The sequence below is a fragment of the Flavobacterium soyae genome (assembly GCF_021245985.1).
Classification (GTDB): domain Bacteria; phylum Bacteroidota; class Bacteroidia; order Flavobacteriales; family Flavobacteriaceae; genus Flavobacterium; species Flavobacterium soyae.
The window spans coordinates 1-17,265 of the sequence record NZ_JAJQXA010000002.1 but is presented as its reverse complement, the minus strand read 5'-3'; the positions used below and the strand labels follow the sequence as shown (position 1 = coordinate 17,265).

The window sequence follows — 17,265 nt, the reverse complement described above, 5'->3', positions numbered from 1 at the left end:
TCGTTTTGTCATTAAAAGTTTAATACTATTTGTAAATACAGCCTTAAAAGTTATTCTTTCTAATAAGTGTTTCATTTACAAGATAGGCGATAAAAATAGACAATCATTATGCCAAATGCAAAATAGTCTGACTTGAAATTTTGGTTTTAATTTTTTTTAAGAAATTTTGAAGCATAAAAAAAGCCGAAAATTTTTCGGCTTTTTAATTTATTAGTAAATTTATTATTTCAATGTATAAGAAACTAATTGTGATACAGTACTGCCAGTTGCCATTTTAATGATACCAACATCTTTTGCAACCCAGTATTCTACATCTGTTGAGCTTGTACCCTCTCCGTTTTCTACTTTGGCATCTATGTGGAATTTAAATTTAATTACATCTTTATAAACAACATTATTAATTGTGGCTGATGCACCTTTTTCTAAAATTGTTCCGGTATAGCTGACATTTGTTTTTACTTTTGGAAAGTTTGGAATATTAAATGACGTTTCCTGACTGTAGTTTCCTGTCCAAGTTTTATTTACGTCTAAATAATCTTTAAAAAAAATAAATTCATATCCTGTCATTTTACCAGTAATACCTTCGTAATCATAAACAACATCATCCATTTTGATATAGTAATCGCCATTCACTTTTTTAATCCATGCAGCTGCAGTTCCTTCTGCTCCACCGCCTGCTCCGGCAAATTGATCAAATTTAAAATAAGTATCTCCGTTAACTTTTTCGGAAGCAATAATTTTCATAGAAGTTTCTGTTCCGTTTTGGTCTAAAATCCATTGATTACTAATTGCTGTTGGCCAATAATCGCCAGTAGAAGTGTTTGATTCGTTTTCATTAGAATCACTTTCACAAGATGTAAAAAATAAAGATGTGGAGACAAATAGTGTCACTAAAGCAATGCTTTTTAGTTTTTTCATGGTATTTATTTGTTTTTGATAAATCAAAAATAAGAAAAAAATACACCTTAAATTTTACTTTTTTTAACAAAATAATTCTTAACTACAAAAACTTCAGTAATCAATTTATATATTCAATACTTTAGCTCTAAATAAAATTTAAAATGCTTAAAAAATATTATTTTAATTAAAAAATTTCAAGAAAAAATATTTCGAACTGTAACAAACTAAAAAAAGCAAAGTCATTATAAAAACTAGCAGCCATTACTTGAGTATAACTAATCAAAATATCGAAGAATTAATCGCGCTTTGTAAAAACAATAATCAAAAAGCCCAATTCGAAGTTTACAATCGTTATTGTAAGGCTATGTACAATGTGGCTTACAGAATTGTAAAAGATGAGCATTTTGCACAGGACGTCATGCAGGAAGGTTTTTTGAAAGCTTTTACAAAAATTAACGATTATAAACAGGAAGTTGCGTTTGGTGCGTGGCTTAAAAAAATCATTATTAATTATAGTATTGATTTTTATAAGAAAAACAATGCTTTCCAGATGGAAGACCTGAACAAAACGCTTTTTAAAATAGAAGAAAACGATTCTATATTGTCTGAAAGTATTGATCTGAATTCGCTTAAAGTGAAACAGGTTTTAGATACCATTTCGGGCCTGAAAGACAATTACAGAATGGTTTTGACGCTCTTTTATATAGAAGGCTACGATCAGGAAGAAATCTGCGAAATATTGAATATCAGCTACGCCAACTGCAGAACCACTTTAAGCCGCGCCAAAGAAAGTTTACGAAAAAAATTAGAGGAGATATGAAATCGCCACTTAAAAAAAGTTTGTGTACACAAACACCAATAAATAAAAAGGCGATACCATATATCACCTCTAAAAAATAAAATCTGGATATATGAAAAAGGAAAATGACGATTTAGATCAATTATTTAAAAAGTTTGAAAATCAATGGGATATACATGAAATGAATCTGGATCATCAAATTGATTTCTTAGACAAATTGAATAATAAAAAAACAAGAAAAAAGAATTTTGCAGGCTGGGCCATTGCTGCATCAATTGCTGTGCTTTTGGGGATATCAGTATTTTACAATAATAATGAAAAATCAAAGGAACTAAAATTTGCGTCGCAGGAAACCAAACGTACTGATTCTATCTTTACTATTTTGATCGAGAATGAGCTGGTTAAATTAAAAGAAAAGAATTCACCGGAAAATGAGCAGATTATAAATGATGCATTAAAACAAATGAAAGTGTTTGATGCTGATTATGAAAAAATCATTAACGAAGCTCAGAAAAATGGAGAAAATAAACAAATTATTTACGCCATGATAAGCAACCTGCAAACGAGAATTTCTTTTTTGCAGACGGTTTTGAAGCGAATTGAAGAAAACGAAAATTTAAAAAACACATCTAATGAAAAAACATTATAATTTACTAATCTTATTGCTTTTGATTCCTTTTTTAGGATTTTCAAATGATGATACTTTTATTACCAAACAAAAAAGTATTAAAAAGACCTATATCGTCAACTCTAATGCAGGAATTGACATTGATAACAAATATGGAAACATCACAGTATCGACCTGGGATGAAGATAAAATTGACCTTGACATTACCATTAAAGTTAATGGCACAAACGAAAACTGGGTAAACGAAAAATTAAATAGTATTGATGTCGAAATTACAGCACTGAAAAGCTTAGTAACTGCGGTAACCAATATAGGAAACTCGGTACTTAAAAGCAAAGGAAGCAATAACAGTTTTGAAATTAATTATATCATCAAAATTCCTAAAAATGGTTCTGTAAAACTGGTTAATAAATATGGAAATATTTCGACACTGAATATTGAGGGAACAACTGATATCAGCTGTAAATACGGAAAAACAACGCTCGGAAGATTAAACGGACCGAGTAACCGAATTGAAATTGCGTACTGCCAAAATTCAAGTATTGAGTATATTAAAAACGGAGTTATCGATGCCAGATATTCCGGTTTAAAAATTAATGATTCGGGAAATCTTAACCTTGATGCCAATTATACCGATGTGACATTAAATGATGGCCAGAATATTAAATATGACTGTAATTACGGAACTTTTAAATTTCAAAAGATCAATTCATTATCAGGCTCCGGAAATTATTTAACCATTTTGATTGGTGAAATTTCCAGCAATTTTAATTTCGATACCAATTACAGTAAAATCAGTGTAAAAAACATTAATGAAAAAGCTGGAAATGTCAGTATAAATTCAGGATATACAGATATATCAATTGGATTTGATCCAAACTATGCCTTTGATTTTGATATATCTGGCCGATACAGTAATATTAAGCATGACAATGCTTTAGACATTTCGGTTTCGGAAAATAAAAGTAATACGAAAAGAATAAGCGGCTTTTACAAGAAAAAAGGACAGAATAAAATCAATATTAATACAAATTACGGCAGCGTATCAGTATTAAAAAATTAACAATCTAAAAAACCAAGACTATGAAAAAATCAATTCTATTATTAGTTTGTACAGTATTTCTTTTAAGTTTTAATACAAAGGCTCAAAATAAAATTAAAGGAAACGGTAAAGTTGTTACTGAAACCAGAACTACAGGAGATTATGACGGTATTAAGATTTCGGGCTTTTTTGATGTAAATCTTGTTGCCGGTAAAGAAGAAAAAATTACGATTAAAGGAGAAGAAAACTTACTGTCATCAATTAAAGTTGAAGTGAAAGACAATACATTAAAAATTTACGTTGAATCATTTAAAAATATCCGACCAAGCAGCGGAAAAGATATAGAAATCACAGTTCCGTTTGAAAAAATCTCTGAAGTAAGTTTGTCAGGTTCAGGAAATATTCAATCTAAAGATGTAATTAAAAACGACAAACTTTCAGCTAAATTATCTGGTTCAGGAAACTTTAATTTAGCAATTGATTCTAATGAATTCGAGCTTAATTTGAGCGGTTCAGGAAATGTACATTTAAAAGGAACTGCTGATAATTTTATAACAAAACTTTCAGGTTCCGGGGATATTGATGCCGGAAGTTTAAAATCTAAAAATGTCGATGTAAATGTTTCGGGTTCAGGAAACAGTAAAGTTACCTGCAATGAAAAATTAACCGCAAGAGTTTCGGGCTCTGGGAACATTAAATATGCAGGAAATCCTGAAAAACGCGATGTAAAAGTTTCCGGGTCTGGAAACATTACCAAAGCCTAATTATTATATAAAAGCTCAATAATAATCTACTTTTTTCATCTATCAGATTATAACAAAACTGCAGACTTTTTGTTTATTATTGAGTTTTTATTTCAACTCTTGGATCTTGCAAAAGTTTATTATCAAAAATTAGACTTAAAGTTTATAAAATAAAAAAGCCGGACACATGATTTTAAAATCAATGTCCGGCTTTAAATATAATTTTAAAGTGCCTTTTTGGGTATTCTTCTCAATAGAAAAATTGAGGTTACGAAGAAAATTGCCAAAATAACAATTGCGGCACGCGGACTCCCTGTTATTTGATCGATAATTCCGTAAACACACATTCCTATTACAATTCCTATTTTTTCTGCTACATCATAAAAGCTAAAGAATGATGCTGTATCTTCTGTTTCAGGTAATAATTTTGAATAGGTCGAGCGTGACAAAGCCTGAATTCCGCCCATTACAAATCCGGCAACAGTAGCCATAACATAAAAATGCAATGGTAATGTTATAAAATAAGCCAAAGCACAAAATACTGCCCAAATTGCGTTAATAAAAATCAATGTTGGAATATTTCCAAATTTTTCAGAAGCTCTAGAAGTTAAAACTGCACCAACAACAGCAACTAATTGAATTAGCAAAATACAAATAATTAAGCCTTTTTGGCTTTCTTCAGGCGATGACCATTGAATTTCTTGAGCTCCAAAGTAAGTTGCAACCAACATCACAGTCTGTACTGCCATACTAGAAACAAAAAAACCGCCTAAATAACGTTTTAAAGCAATAATATTCTGCAAAGAAGCCCAAACTTTTTTAAGTTCTTTAAATCCATTAAAGAAAACATCTTTAGTTAATTTTTGAGTTGTTTCTTTACTTCCTTTTGGCAAATAATAATACGTGTATTGGCTAAATAAAATCCACCAAACTCCTACCATTATAAAAGAATAGCGCATTGCTTTCATTGCCGGTTCTGGACCAGAAATATTAAACCAGTCTGGTTTCATTATCATTGCTAAATTGATAATCAGCAAAATAACGCTTCCTATATATCCTAAAGAATATCCTTTTGCGCTAATTCTGTCCTGCTGTTCTTCAAAAGCAATATCCGGAAGATATGAATTATAGAAAACCAAACTTCCCCAATACCCTAATAATCCAAGAAAATAAAAAGCCAATCCAACATAAATATTTGCGAGATCAAACCAATACAATCCCATACACGAAAGCGCTCCTAAATAGCAGAAAAATTTCATGAAGGATTTTTTATTTCCCACATAATCAGCAATTCCTGATAATAATGGTGAAATAAAGGAAACAACTAAAAAGGCTGCAGCAGTTATAAAGCTAATTAATGCCGAATTTTTTAAATGAAGTCCGAAAACATCAATATAATGATCTCTCTCTGCAAATAAAGCTTCGTAAAAAATTGGAAATACTGCAGATGCAATTGTAAGTGTATAAACTGAATTTGCCCAATCATAAAATGCCCAGGCATTTAATAATTTCTTGTCTCCTTTTTGTAGGTTTTTCATAGAAATGGTTTTGTTAATGCGCTACGAATTTATCCAATTTTTATGATAATCAAATATAAATTATCGAATACATGCATTATTAAATTATAAACAATTAAAGCATAAAAAAGCTGTCTTAAAAGTTGAGGAAACTCTTTTTCTATTATTTTGTCCTTTCCATTAGGAATGCTTCATTGGTTGAAAAAAATAGTAACCTGCTGCATATATGTTCCAAAGAAACATTTGATTGTTAGATTATTAAAAAACAATTTCAAAATCAAACGTTCCTACGGAACGTAAATAATGATAATAATATAATTTTCTACCAATGAAATGTTCCTATGGAACAAGAGAAATATTAAAATAAAAAAAGCTGCTTCAACTTTGAGGCAGCCTGTCTTTATTTCTGAAATATTTTTTATTTGATCGTTCCTACTTTTAGTGCAATAGCCTTGGCTTCTGGAATTAATGCTTTTATATTGGCAATTCTCGTAGCATCAGACGGGTGCGTACTCATAAATTCTGGTGTTCCCGAACCTCCTGATTTAGCCGACATTCTGGTCCAAAATGCAACTGCATCATCTGGATTATAACCTGCAATAGCCATTAAGGTTAAACCTATTTTATCTGCTTCGCTTTCGTTACTTCTGCTAAATGGCAGCATTACTCCTACTTCAGATCCAATTCCGTAAGCCTGCGCAAAAATTTGCTGTGTTGCTTCCGATTTTCCGCTTGTTGCTGCTCCCAGAGCCGCTCCTCCGATTTGCTGTAATTGCGCTGCCGACATTCTTTGTGCTCCATGATTAGCTAAAGCGTGTGAAACTTCGTGTCCCATTACTGTTGCTAAACCAGATTCGTTTTGTGTTATTGGTAATATTCCTGAGTAAACTACGATTTTTCCTCCCGGCAAACACCAAGCGTTAACCTCTTTATTATCAACCAGTTTGTATTCCCAGCGGTAATCTTTTAAATATTGTGACTGACCCAAATAAGTTAAATATTTTTCGGCAGCAGCTTTAATTTTAAATCCAACAGTTTCAACACGTTTTGCATCTGCTGTACCGGTTATTACTTTATTCTCAGTTAAAAACTGGCTGTATTGCTGAAAAGAAGATGGGAATAATTCACTGTTCGAAACAAAATTTAAATTTTGCTTTCCAGTTATAGGATTGGTTGCACAACTGCAGACTAAAACAGCAGCAAAAATACCCGAAATTAAATGTTTTTTCATGATCTTAAAAATTTAAACATACACAAAAATACAATTAAAATCACTCAAAATCTTACATAATTATTTAAAACACTATCAAAATTTTACTTATTCACCTATAATATGAAGCTCATTAAACTCTTTATCAACGATTAAGAAATTGTTTGATTCAAAGCTGATTTTATCAAATTCGATTTTTTCGTTGTCGATTTCAATTTCAGTTACTTTAAAAGGCAGTCCAATTAAATTAATTTTATACTTGCTGTAAGGCGTATCATATTTTCCTTCTTTATGAAGCTGAATTATGAGTTCTTTTTCTTTCCCAATTGTTCTAAAAGATAAAAAGCTGTAACGGCCTTTTTTATAATCGTAACCGTCTTGAGCATCTTCATAAACTACAGATTTTTCTTTTCCGTTTTTAAAATAAACATCAAGTGTTAATTCATCAAATTCCAATTCACCAACATATTGCTGAACCGGATATTTTGGAATAATAGCACCCGCTTTTACAAAAACCGGAATTTCATCAAATTTAGTATCAATCCAGACTTCTCTTCCCCCCACAAATAAGTCATTTGTCCAGTAGTTATACCACTCACCTCTTGGAATATACATACGTCGGCCTACAGCATTAGGTTCAAGTATTGGACATACTAAAATTTGATTACCAAAGATAAATTCGTCATTGCGATAATGCGTTTGCGTATCATCCTGATCGTAATAAACCAGAGGTTTCAACATTGGAACTCCTTCTTCAATATACTGCCAAAACATGGTATATAAATACGGTAATAATTGGTAACGCAGACTGACAAATTTTCTCGTAATATTAATTACTTCTTCATCAAAAGCCCAAGGTTCCTGATTTCCGTGATCTCCTGATGAATGCGTTCTGCAAAACGGATGAAAAACACCTAACTGAATCCATCGTGCGTATAATTCTCCCGTAGGCTGTTCTGCAAATCCTCCAATATCAGAACCTGTAAATCCCATTCCTGAAATTGACATTCTCTGTACCTGAATATTTGCAATCCATAAATGTTCCCAAGTTGCTACGTTATCTCCTGTCCATGAGGACGTGTAACGCTGCGCACCAGAATATGCTGATCTTGTAATAACAAAAGGACGTTTTGGATAAGCGAATCGTTTTACGCCATGATACGTTGCCCTTGCCATTTGCGTTCCGTAAATATTATGTGCTTTTCTATGACTGCACGGATTTCCGTCGTAAAAGTGACGAACATCCATAGGGAAAGTTTTATTTGGAACTTCCATTACGGCTGGTTCATTCATATCATTCCAAACTCCTTTTACACCAATCTCTGAAACTAATTCTTTAAATAAACCAGCCCACCATTCTCTAACTGCGGGATTTGTATAATCAGGAAAATTACATTCTCCCGGCCATACTTTTCCTTTCATATAAGGTCCGTCGGCTCTTTTGCAGAAATAATCTTTTTCAAGAGCTTCTTTATAAACCCAATAATCTTTATCAATTTTTATTCCCGGATCGATAATTACAACAGTTTTAAAACCTTCTTCGGCTAATTCAGCGACCATTCTTTTGGGATCTGGAAAATAGTTTTTATTCCAGGTAAAACATCGAAAGCCTTCCATATAATCAATGTCGAGATAAATGGCATCGCACGGAATTTTAAGTTCTCGAAATTTTGAAGTGATTTCTTTTACTTTACTTTCAGGATAATAACTCCATTTACATTGGTGATATCCTAAAACCCAAAGCGGCGGCAGTTCCGGTTTTCCGGTCAAATCTGTATAAGTCGTTACAACATCCTGCATTTGAGGGCCATAAATGAAATAATAATTCATTTCTCCACCTTCTGCCCAATAACTGGTTACATTTCTTCTTTCCTGACAAAAATCAAAGAAAGTTCTAAAGGTATTATCAAAGAAGATACCGTAAGATTGTTTGTTATGTAAACCAATATAAAACGGAACTACTTTATAAAGAGGATCTTGTTCTTTTTGATAAGCATATTGATCTGTAGCAAAATTTTCTACTCTTTTGCCTTTTAAATTCATTTGAGTCGCCTTATCTCCAAGACCGTAAAAACATTCACCGTCTTTAGAAGATTTGCTCATTTTTACAATATTTCCGCCATATTCATAACTCTCTTCCCAATGAAAACCAAGCTCATCTTCAAGAATCAGGAAATCATTTAAATCGTAAATTGAAAGACGAAGATCTGCCTTTTGAATTTTACATTTTACTTTACTGGTTCTAATCTGAAAATAGATTTCTTCCTCTGTAAGTTCAAGAAAATTATAGCCGTGAAGCTGGGTTTTATCTATTGCATACGAAAAATCATTGCTGAAATACCCTTTTGTAGTAAAGCGAAATCGAATTAAACTGTCTCTAAGAATAGTGACTTTTAAGATTACTTTATTATCTGTATTAAAAAAAATAGAATCTCCTTCATGCTCGTACGAAACAATCTTTGATGGATATAAATCGCCTTTGTATTCTAATGATGTGTTTGTAATCATATCGCCAATGAATTAATTATAACAATAATCTCTATTTCAAACATACGAAAAAAGTTAGTAAAGGGCTATGAATAAAAGGTTTATTCACGAAAACGTTTTTTCTGACTGAGTCTTTAATTAGAGATCAAAAAATCGACAAATCGATAATTTAAAAAGGATAAAATGACAAAATAATACCGTAAAAAATATTTGTCAGATTTTATTTAAACGAAAGAATAAACGGTTACACTTAAAGACGGTAAAATTAATTCGACAGAAAAATCCCTTCCGTCATAAGGTTTTGATTCAATTTTTAATGATTTTCCGTTTCCAACACCGCCGCCGCCATAAATTACAGCGTCGCTATTAAAAATCTCTTCTAACTGACCTTTTTTCGGAATTCCAATTCTGTAATTTTCTCGTACCACTTGCGTGAAATTGCAAACTATAATCACGTTTTCATCTTCATTGTTTCCTTTTCGGATATAAGATAAAACCGCATTTTGATGATCTGAATAATTTATCCATTCAAAACCTTCTCCCGTAAATTGCTTTTCATACAATGCTGGACGTGATTTATACAATTGATTTAAATCTGTAATTAATCTCTTTATTCCCGAATGAAAATCATATTGTAATAAATGCCAATCTAAACTTTGTTCGAAATTCCATTCGCCAGTTTGACCAAATTCTGCTCCCTGAAACAATAATTTAGTTCCGGGATGTGTGAACATATAACCATACAATAATCTCAAATTGGCAAATCGCTGCCATTCATCGCCCGGCATTTTATAAATAAGAGATTTTTTGCCGTAAACCACTTCGTCATGAGAAAACGGAAGCATAAAGTTTTCGGTAAAAGCATACGTCATCGAAAACGTCAAATCATTTTGATGGTATTTTCTATAAACGGTTTCTTTTTGAAAATACTTTAAAGTATCGTGCATCCAGCCCATCATCCATTTCATTCCGAAACCTAATCCTCCGGTAAATGTTGGTCTTGAAACCATCGGAAACGAAGTACTTTCTTCTGCAATAGTTTGAACTCCATAAAAATTAGCATAGATAACTTCATTAAATTCTTTAAGAAAACTTATGCTGTCTAAATTTTCTCTTCCGCCAAAAATATTGGCTTCCCACTCGCCTTCTTTTCTGGAATAATCAAGATATAACATTGAAGCTACAGCATCAACTCTTAATCCGTCAACGTGATAATTTTGAAGCCAAAACACAGCGTTACTAATTAAAAAAGCACGAACTTCATTTCTTCCATAATTAAAAACCAAGCTTTTCCAATCAGGATGATATCCTTTTCTGCGATCCGGATGTTCGTATAAATGTGAACCATCAAAATAACCTAAACCATGTGCATCGTCTGGAAAATGCGACGGAACCCAGTCTAAAATTACGCCAATTCCTTCCTGATGCAGTCTATCCACCAAAACCATAAAATCCTGAGGTTTTCCAAAACGCGAAGTCGGCGCAAAATAACCTGTTAATTGATAACCCCAAGAAGGATTATAAGGATATTCCATAATTGGCATAAATTCTACATGCGTAAAACCGGTTTCTTTTACGTATTTAACCAAATCATCCGCGAGTTCTAAATAACTTAAAAACCGATTATGTTCTGCTCGTTTCCAGGAACCCAAATGAACTTCATAAACAGAATAAGGTTTGTCTAAAGCATTTTTCTCCTTACGATTCTGCATCCAGTTTTCATCTTTCCAGTTATAATCTAAATCCCATACTACTGAGGCTGTATGCGGAGGTTTTTCACAATACAAAGCAAAAGGATCTGCTTTTTCAGTTACAATTCCGTCAATATTCGATTGGATTTTATATTTATAAAGTGCACCTTTTGAAATATCCGGAATAAAACCTTCCCAAATTCCCGAAGAATCCCAGCGAACATTTAAAAGATGTTCTCCCTGCGTCCAGTAATTAAAATCGCCGACAACAGAAACAGAATGTGCTGTAGGTGCCCAAACAGCAAAGTAAACACCTTTAACTCCGTTAACTTCAATTAAATGCGCTCCTAATTTTTCATATAATTTGAAGTGTTTTCCGGCTTTGAATAAATCAATATCAAAATCAGTAAATAGAGAATGTGTAATTACTTTAGTCATATTTGTTTTTTAAGGCAAAAATTGATATTGAATTGATATTGAATTGATATTGAATTGATATTTTATTCTATTCTAAAATTATCCGATAATGTAACTCCTTTTTTAATTACAACAATTCCGTCTTTAATACTGTACAATTCATTGGTAAAATTGTCCAGATGCTTTCCGCCGCTTATGTGAACATTGTTTCCAATTCGTACATTTTTATCTACCAATGCATTTTTTATAAAACAGTTTTCACCAATACCAATATGAATTTTATTAATGCTGCTGTCATGATTCATCTCATCAAGGTCCTGATAAAAATCGTTCCCCATAACATAACAGTTTTCTAAAATAGTACCTTCGCCAACTCTTGAACGAATGCCAATTACCGAACTTTTAATCTCTTTAGCATTTATGATACAGCCTTCAGAAATTAAAGATTGATTGATAATTGAATTTCTGAATTTTGACGGCGGTAATAATCTTGGTCTTGTAAAGATTTTGTTTTCGTTATCAAATAAATTAAACTCAGGAATATCAGCTGTTAAACCAATATTAGCTTCAAAAAATGATTCGATGTTTCCAATATCTGTCCAATACCCTTCGTATTGATAACTTAATATTTTATGTTTTCCAACAGCTTGCGGAATGATTTCTTTACCAAAATCTTTTGTTTCCTTATTCGCCATTAATTCCTCCAACAATGGTTTATTAAAAATATAAATTCCCATTGAGGCAAGGTATTTTTTACCTTTTTCCTGCATATATTTGCTCACTTCAGATTCCCATTCAGGCAGCAATGAAGCGTTTGGTTTTTCGATAAAAGCATGAATATTATTTTCATTATCAGTTTTAAGAATTCCAAACTCTGGAGCATCTTTAGCATTTACTGGCAGAGTTGCAATCGAAATTTCAGCGTCAGCGGCAATATGAGCTTCCAGCATTTCGTTAAAATCCATTTGATACAATTGATCGCCCGAAAGAATTAAAGCATGGTCAAAATCGTGTTTCAAAAAATGCGACATACATTGTCTAACAGCATCTGCCGTTCCCTGAAACCAGGTTGGATTATCGGGAGTTTGTTCTGCCGCCAGAATATCAACAAACGACTGGCTGAAAATACTAAAATTAAAAGTGTTTTTGATATGTGCATTTAAAGATGCAGAGTTAAACTGTGTCAAAACAAATATTTTAAAAATATCAGAATTGATACAATTCGAAATTGGAATATCAACCAATCGATATTTTCCTCCAATCGGAACTGCTGGTTTTGATCTTGTTTCTGTCAATGGAAACAAACGTGATCCTTGCCCTCCTCCTAAAATAATGGCAACTACATTTTTCTTTTTAAATTTCATTTTGCTGAATTATTAAGTTGTATATTTCGATATATTCTTGGCAAACACTTTCCCAGGAATGGTCTGCCGCCATTCCTCTTCTTAAAACTGTCTTAAAATTTATTTTATCGTCGTACAATTTAACTGCACGATTTATTGAATAACAAATATCTCCAACCGAAGCCTGATCGTGGCAGATTCCGTTTCCTTCATCGCCAAAATCAATAACAGTATCACGTAAGCCTCCGGTTCTCCTAACAATTGGAATTGTTCCATAACGCATAGCATACATTTGGTTTAAACCGCAGGGTTCTACTCTTGAAGGCATTAAAATATAATCTGAACCTGCGTAAATCAAATGCGCTAATTCTTCGTTATAACCAATAAAAACATTATAATTTCCTTTATAATCATTACGTAATTGGGTTAATTGCGATTCAATTTCAGCGTTTCCTGAACCTAAAATTAAAATATTGATCTCTTCAAAATGTTCTGATAAAGCTAAAGCAGAAGCCTGAGGCAGTAAATCACCGCCTTTTTCTTCAAACAAACGTCCTATAAAACTAAACAAAGGCTTTGAAGGATCTAAATCAAATTGGTCACACAGTTTTTCTTTATTTTTCTGTTTTCCAATTTCAAAGTTTTCTATTGAATAATTTTCTGCAATCATTTGATCTTTTATTGGATTCCAGACTTCAATATCAATTCCGTTCAAAATTCCTTTAGATTTGTTTCTAACGGATTGAAACAAGGATTCTAAACCATTTGCATTATAATTGATTTCATTTAAATAGCTCGGAGAAACTGTTGTTACTGCATTGGCACATTTTACACCAACTGCCAGTGAATTAATCGAATTACTCCACTCTAAAAACCCAACATGTTTTAAATCGAATTCCGGCAGATAATATAATTTATCAAAACCAAACCAGCCCTGATATAAACCATTATGAATTGTTATAACAGTTTTAACATCCTTTAATGTTCCATATTTATAAGCAAATTGCAGCAAAAACGGAATTAGTCCGGTATGATGATCGTGACAGTTTATTATATCCGGGATTTTATTTCGGGCGATAATCCAATCTAAAACTGCAATTTGAAAAGATAAAAAACGTTCAATATCATCTTCATAACCATATACATTCGGACGATTAAATAATTCATTAATTTCAATGAGATACAATTGGTAGCCTAATTTATCTGTGCTTTCTTTTAAAACGCTGAAAGGGAAATTAAAATTTCCCAATTTAACTGTTCCCCAATGCACACAGTCAAAATTATTTTCATTTCTAAATTTTGTATCATAAGCCGGAACAACAACCCTTACATCATGCCCTGCGTTCTCCTGGTACTTTGGTAAAGCACCAACGACATCAGCCAAACCACCGACTTTTGCCATTGGATAACATTCTGCGCTAATATGAAATATCTCCATTTCAGAAATTAATTTGTGATTATTTTTCAAGAAACAATCATTAATATGCTATTTTTATCTTTTTTTAAATTTAGCAAAAAAATAGGCAAAGTACTGCTTCTAAATCAGATTTATTGAAATGGCAAAAAAGGCAATTAATCCTACTAAATCATTAAAAATTCCACAGATAATTATACTATCTGCCAAAATTTGCGCATTTGTATCCACTAAGTTAGCAACTAAATTTGCTGCAAGACTGTTTACAACGCCTATAAAACATAAGGTTCCCAAACGTGAACTTGAAATGGATAGTAAAAGCATTCAAAAAATTATTCGCGTGCCAGCCATTAATAAAAATGTTGTCACTTATCAATATGGTCAGAGTGAACGTAAAGTTTTACTAGTTCATGGCTGGTCAGGCAGAGGAACCCAATTATTTAAAATAGCCGATGAACTTTTGCAAAATGGCTATTCAACTATAAGTTTTGATGCACCTGCACATGGGAAATCAGAAGGAAAAACAACCATAATGTCTGAGTTTATTGCATCTATTTTGGAAATTGAAAAAGAATTTGGTCCTTTTGAATTTGCAATTGGACATTCATTAGGCGGAATGTCTGTATTAAATGCAATTAAAGATGGTTTAAAAGTAAATAAAGCTGTAATAATTGGAAGCGGAGATATTGTACAAGATATTTTAGACGAGTTTATTTTTAAATTAAAGCTGAAAAAGGAATTCAGCGAACGTTTAAAACTATTTTTCGAAGATAAATACCAATTAAAAATGGATGATTTTTCGGCGTACAGAGCTGCGCAAAAAATTAAAATTCCTGTATTGGTAATTCATGATAACGATGATCCGGAAGTTTCTGTAAAAGCAGGAATTCATATTCATGAAAACCTTCAAAATGGATTCTTATTTTTAACCGATGGATTGGGTCATAGAAAAATACTTGGGAATCAAACTGTTATTAAAAAAACTTTAGAATTCATTAAAAATAGTTAACTTTATATATAACTATTTAAATATCAAACACTAAAGAACAGTAAAAATGGATTTATTTGGAAAGACATTAAATTGGGAAACTAAATTAAAACCCATTTTAAAAAAATATAAAGGCAAAAAACACCCGTTAGATTATCAAAACACTTACCAGCTTTTGGTTATGGTAGTTTTATCAGCTCAGGATTCTGATGCTAATATTAACAACATTGCTCCAGCTTTATTTGAAAAATATCCGACTCTTACAAGTTTATCAAAAACTGATTTCGAAACTTTTATTCCTTACATAAGTAAAGTTCGAAATAATGCAACTAAGGCTAATTGGCTTTTGGAAATTGCCAAAACAATTCAAAATGACAAAGATATTCCTTTAACAATGCCTGAATTGACTGCTTTGAAAGGTATTGGAAGAAAATCTGCGAATGTAATTTTAAGAGAAACCAATAAACCTGCAGAAGGTATTATCGCCGATTTACATGTTATAAGAGTTGCACCCAGAATTGGCATAATAAAAGAAGCGAAAGACGGAAATAAAGCAGAAAAAGACTTGATGGAAGTTTTACCAAAAAGTATATGGTCAGAAATTGGGATGGCGATTTCTTTTCTAGGCCGGGAAATCTGCAGACCAAAACCTAAATGTGAAGAATGTCTTCTAACTGATATATGTTTGTATTACAACACTGTAGTTCTAAAAAATTAGATTATTTTCTACGTGTATCAATTAAGTAAATGATTTTCCAGGAATCTTTTTCTTTAAATAATGTGAAAGTATTTACGCCCGTATGACTCAATTTATCGTTTAAATAAAACTCATAAGGTGCCCAAACATGAGCCATAGTGCCATCAATTTGAACATTATAGCTCAAAATTTTCTCCTGAAATTTCATAGTTGACGGAATCGTAGCAATAGATTTATAAAATTCACCTGCACTTTCATCCGATAATTTGTTTCCTTTTACAGAACTTTCTCTAATAGATTGCAGAATCATTTTATCCGCACAAACGGTTTTTATTTTCACTGAATCTTTTTGATGAAATCCTTCAAAGAATATTTCAATAGCCTTTTGAACTTCCTGTTTCTGTGCATTAGATGATAATCCTAAAAGCAGAAAAAATAGAATAAAATAAATTCTCATATAATAAACTTAAATTAAACGCCAAATTGAGATAAATGATGTTCTAAATGTTTAGCAAACATATTATTCCATTCCGAAGAATTTAATTTACCCAAAGAAAGAGATTCTTTTCCCTGAAATTCACTTTCTCCTAATTCTTGTGTTTTTAAAATATAGGAAATCAATCTGCTTTTTTCCAGTTCAAAATCACGACCTCCTGCAATAATAAATTGTGGAGCTGTATGAATATTCCTTGCATAAGGTTTTTCGCTTACTATTGCATTTTTAGCTAATAATTTTAAAATTAACCTCATAAAAACATTTGGCTTGGCATGAATATTATCATAGACCATTTCATACGTTACATTACAATGGGCCAGCATCTGATCAACAGACATTTTGCCCCAAAATGGTTGTGAATCTATTTTAAGCTGATTGATTCTAGTAATAAATTGATCACAATCTTCTTTAAGAAAAACGTTTTGCATAGTTTAATTATAAGGTAAAACATTAAAGTAAAAGTATAAAATTTACTGTTAAAATTAGTTTTATGGCAAAAAAAAACTTCAATTAGCCTAGCCAATTGAAGTTTTTAGTACTCAGAGCGGGACTTGAACCCGCACGAACATTGCTGTTCACTGGATTTTAAGTCCAGCGTGTCTACCAATTTCACCATCCGAGCATTATGTGGTACCTCCAGGGATCGAACCAGGGACACATGGATTTTCAGTCCATTGCTCTACCATCTGAGCTAAGGTACCTTTATTGCCTATAAATAAGCAAAATTTAGAATAAAAAACCCCGTTTCTTGGAAACAGGGTTTTCAAAAGAAAGGCGACGACATACTCTCCCACAATGATGCAGTACCATCTGCGCAGGCGGGCTTAACTACTCTGTTCGGGATGGGAAGAGGTGAGCCCCGCCGCAATAACCACCTTAAGGTTTTTAGTTGT

The 17,265-nt window shown here is 32.2% G+C and carries 15 protein-coding genes, 2 tRNA genes and 1 rRNA gene; 6 read left to right on the top strand and 12 right to left on the bottom strand.

Features of this window, described 5'->3' with window-relative positions; all coding sequences use genetic code 11:
- Positions 1 to 222 precede the first annotated feature (222 nt).
- Positions 223 to 918: a hypothetical protein gene (locus LUU93_RS02515; protein WP_232677853.1), complete on the bottom strand. Its 696-nt coding sequence runs from the start codon at positions 916 to 918 to the stop codon at positions 223 to 225.
- A 247-nt stretch (positions 919 to 1,165) separates the two neighbouring features.
- On the opposite strand from LUU93_RS02515, the gene LUU93_RS02510 reads away from it, so the two are divergent.
- From LUU93_RS02510 to LUU93_RS02495, 4 genes are all read left to right on the top strand, one after another.
- Positions 1,166 to 1,720, top strand: a complete 555-nt coding sequence (locus LUU93_RS02510) for an RNA polymerase sigma factor (protein WP_053474199.1) — start codon at positions 1,166 to 1,168, stop codon at positions 1,718 to 1,720.
- Positions 1,721 to 1,811: 91 nt separating this feature from the next.
- Positions 1,812 to 2,348: an anti-sigma factor gene (locus tag LUU93_RS02505; RefSeq protein ID WP_232677851.1), complete on the top strand. Its 537-nt coding sequence runs from the start codon at positions 1,812 to 1,814 to the stop codon at positions 2,346 to 2,348.
- Positions 2,332 to 3,390 (top strand): DUF4097 family beta strand repeat-containing protein, encoded by a 1,059-nt coding sequence (locus tag LUU93_RS02500; protein ID WP_232677849.1) that lies wholly within the window; start codon positions 2,332 to 2,334, stop codon positions 3,388 to 3,390. Before LUU93_RS02505 ends, LUU93_RS02500 begins: the two co-directional genes overlap by 17 nt.
- Before the next feature lie 20 nt (positions 3,391 to 3,410).
- The gene (locus LUU93_RS02495; protein WP_232677847.1) at positions 3,411 to 4,133 is read left to right on the top strand and encodes a head GIN domain-containing protein; all 723 of its coding nucleotides are present in this window, start codon (positions 3,411 to 3,413) and stop codon (positions 4,131 to 4,133) included.
- Between the two features lie 203 nt (positions 4,134 to 4,336).
- On the opposite strand, the gene LUU93_RS02490 is transcribed toward LUU93_RS02495, so the two are convergent.
- The 6 genes from LUU93_RS02490 to LUU93_RS02465 all read right to left on the bottom strand — a co-directional run bounded on the left by LUU93_RS02490 (position 4,337) and on the right by LUU93_RS02465 (position 14,215).
- Complete coding sequence (locus LUU93_RS02490) at positions 4,337 to 5,650, bottom strand: MFS transporter (protein ID WP_232677846.1); 1,314 nt, start codon at positions 5,648 to 5,650, stop codon at positions 4,337 to 4,339.
- Between the two features lie 397 nt (positions 5,651 to 6,047).
- The gene (locus LUU93_RS02485; protein WP_232677845.1) at positions 6,048 to 6,860 is read right to left on the bottom strand and encodes a M48 family metallopeptidase; all 813 of its coding nucleotides are present in this window, start codon (positions 6,858 to 6,860) and stop codon (positions 6,048 to 6,050) included.
- Between the two features lie 87 nt (positions 6,861 to 6,947).
- Positions 6,948 to 9,347, bottom strand: coding sequence for a glycoside hydrolase family 31 protein (locus LUU93_RS02480; protein WP_232677843.1), 2,400 nt, complete (start codon positions 9,345 to 9,347; stop codon positions 6,948 to 6,950).
- Between the two features lie 203 nt (positions 9,348 to 9,550).
- Positions 9,551 to 11,455 (bottom strand): 1,4-alpha-glucan branching protein GlgB, encoded by a 1,905-nt coding sequence (gene glgB / locus LUU93_RS02475; RefSeq protein ID WP_232677841.1) that lies wholly within the window; start codon positions 11,453 to 11,455, stop codon positions 9,551 to 9,553.
- Between the two features lie 62 nt (positions 11,456 to 11,517).
- The gene (locus LUU93_RS02470) at positions 11,518 to 12,798 is read right to left on the bottom strand and encodes a glucose-1-phosphate adenylyltransferase (RefSeq protein ID WP_232677839.1); all 1,281 of its coding nucleotides are present in this window, start codon (positions 12,796 to 12,798) and stop codon (positions 11,518 to 11,520) included.
- Positions 12,788 to 14,215 (bottom strand): glycogen synthase, encoded by a 1,428-nt coding sequence (locus LUU93_RS02465; RefSeq protein ID WP_232677838.1) that lies wholly within the window; start codon positions 14,213 to 14,215, stop codon positions 12,788 to 12,790. Before LUU93_RS02465 ends, LUU93_RS02470 begins: the two co-directional genes overlap by 11 nt.
- Before the next feature lie 118 nt (positions 14,216 to 14,333).
- Between LUU93_RS02465 and LUU93_RS02460 the strand changes: the two genes are divergently transcribed.
- Entirely contained in the window at positions 14,334 to 15,200 is an 867-nt protein-coding gene (locus LUU93_RS02460; protein ID WP_232677836.1) for an alpha/beta hydrolase, read from the top strand.
- A gap of 46 nt (positions 15,201 to 15,246) precedes the next feature.
- Positions 15,247 to 15,897 (top strand): endonuclease III domain-containing protein, encoded by a 651-nt coding sequence (locus LUU93_RS02455; protein WP_232677833.1) that lies wholly within the window; start codon positions 15,247 to 15,249, stop codon positions 15,895 to 15,897.
- 1 nt (position 15,898) lies between these two features.
- On the opposite strand, the gene LUU93_RS02450 is transcribed toward LUU93_RS02455, so the two are convergent.
- The 5 genes from LUU93_RS02450 to rrf all read right to left on the bottom strand — a co-directional run bounded on the left by LUU93_RS02450 (position 15,899) and on the right by rrf (position 17,251).
- On the bottom strand, positions 15,899 to 16,333 hold the full coding sequence (locus LUU93_RS02450; RefSeq protein ID WP_232677831.1) for a nuclear transport factor 2 family protein: 435 nt from the start codon (positions 16,331 to 16,333) through the stop codon (positions 15,899 to 15,901).
- A gap of 14 nt (positions 16,334 to 16,347) precedes the next feature.
- Entirely contained in the window at positions 16,348 to 16,800 is a 453-nt protein-coding gene (locus LUU93_RS02445; protein WP_232677829.1) for a DUF1569 domain-containing protein, read from the bottom strand.
- Positions 16,801 to 16,908: 108 nt separating this feature from the next.
- Positions 16,909 to 16,994, bottom strand: a tRNA-Leu gene (locus LUU93_RS02440).
- Positions 16,995 to 17,000: 6 nt separating this feature from the next.
- Positions 17,001 to 17,073 (bottom strand) — tRNA-Phe (locus LUU93_RS02435).
- A 68-nt stretch (positions 17,074 to 17,141) separates the two neighbouring features.
- Positions 17,142 to 17,251, bottom strand: a 5S ribosomal RNA gene (gene rrf / locus LUU93_RS02430).
- Between the last annotated feature and the right edge of the window lie 14 nt (positions 17,252 to 17,265).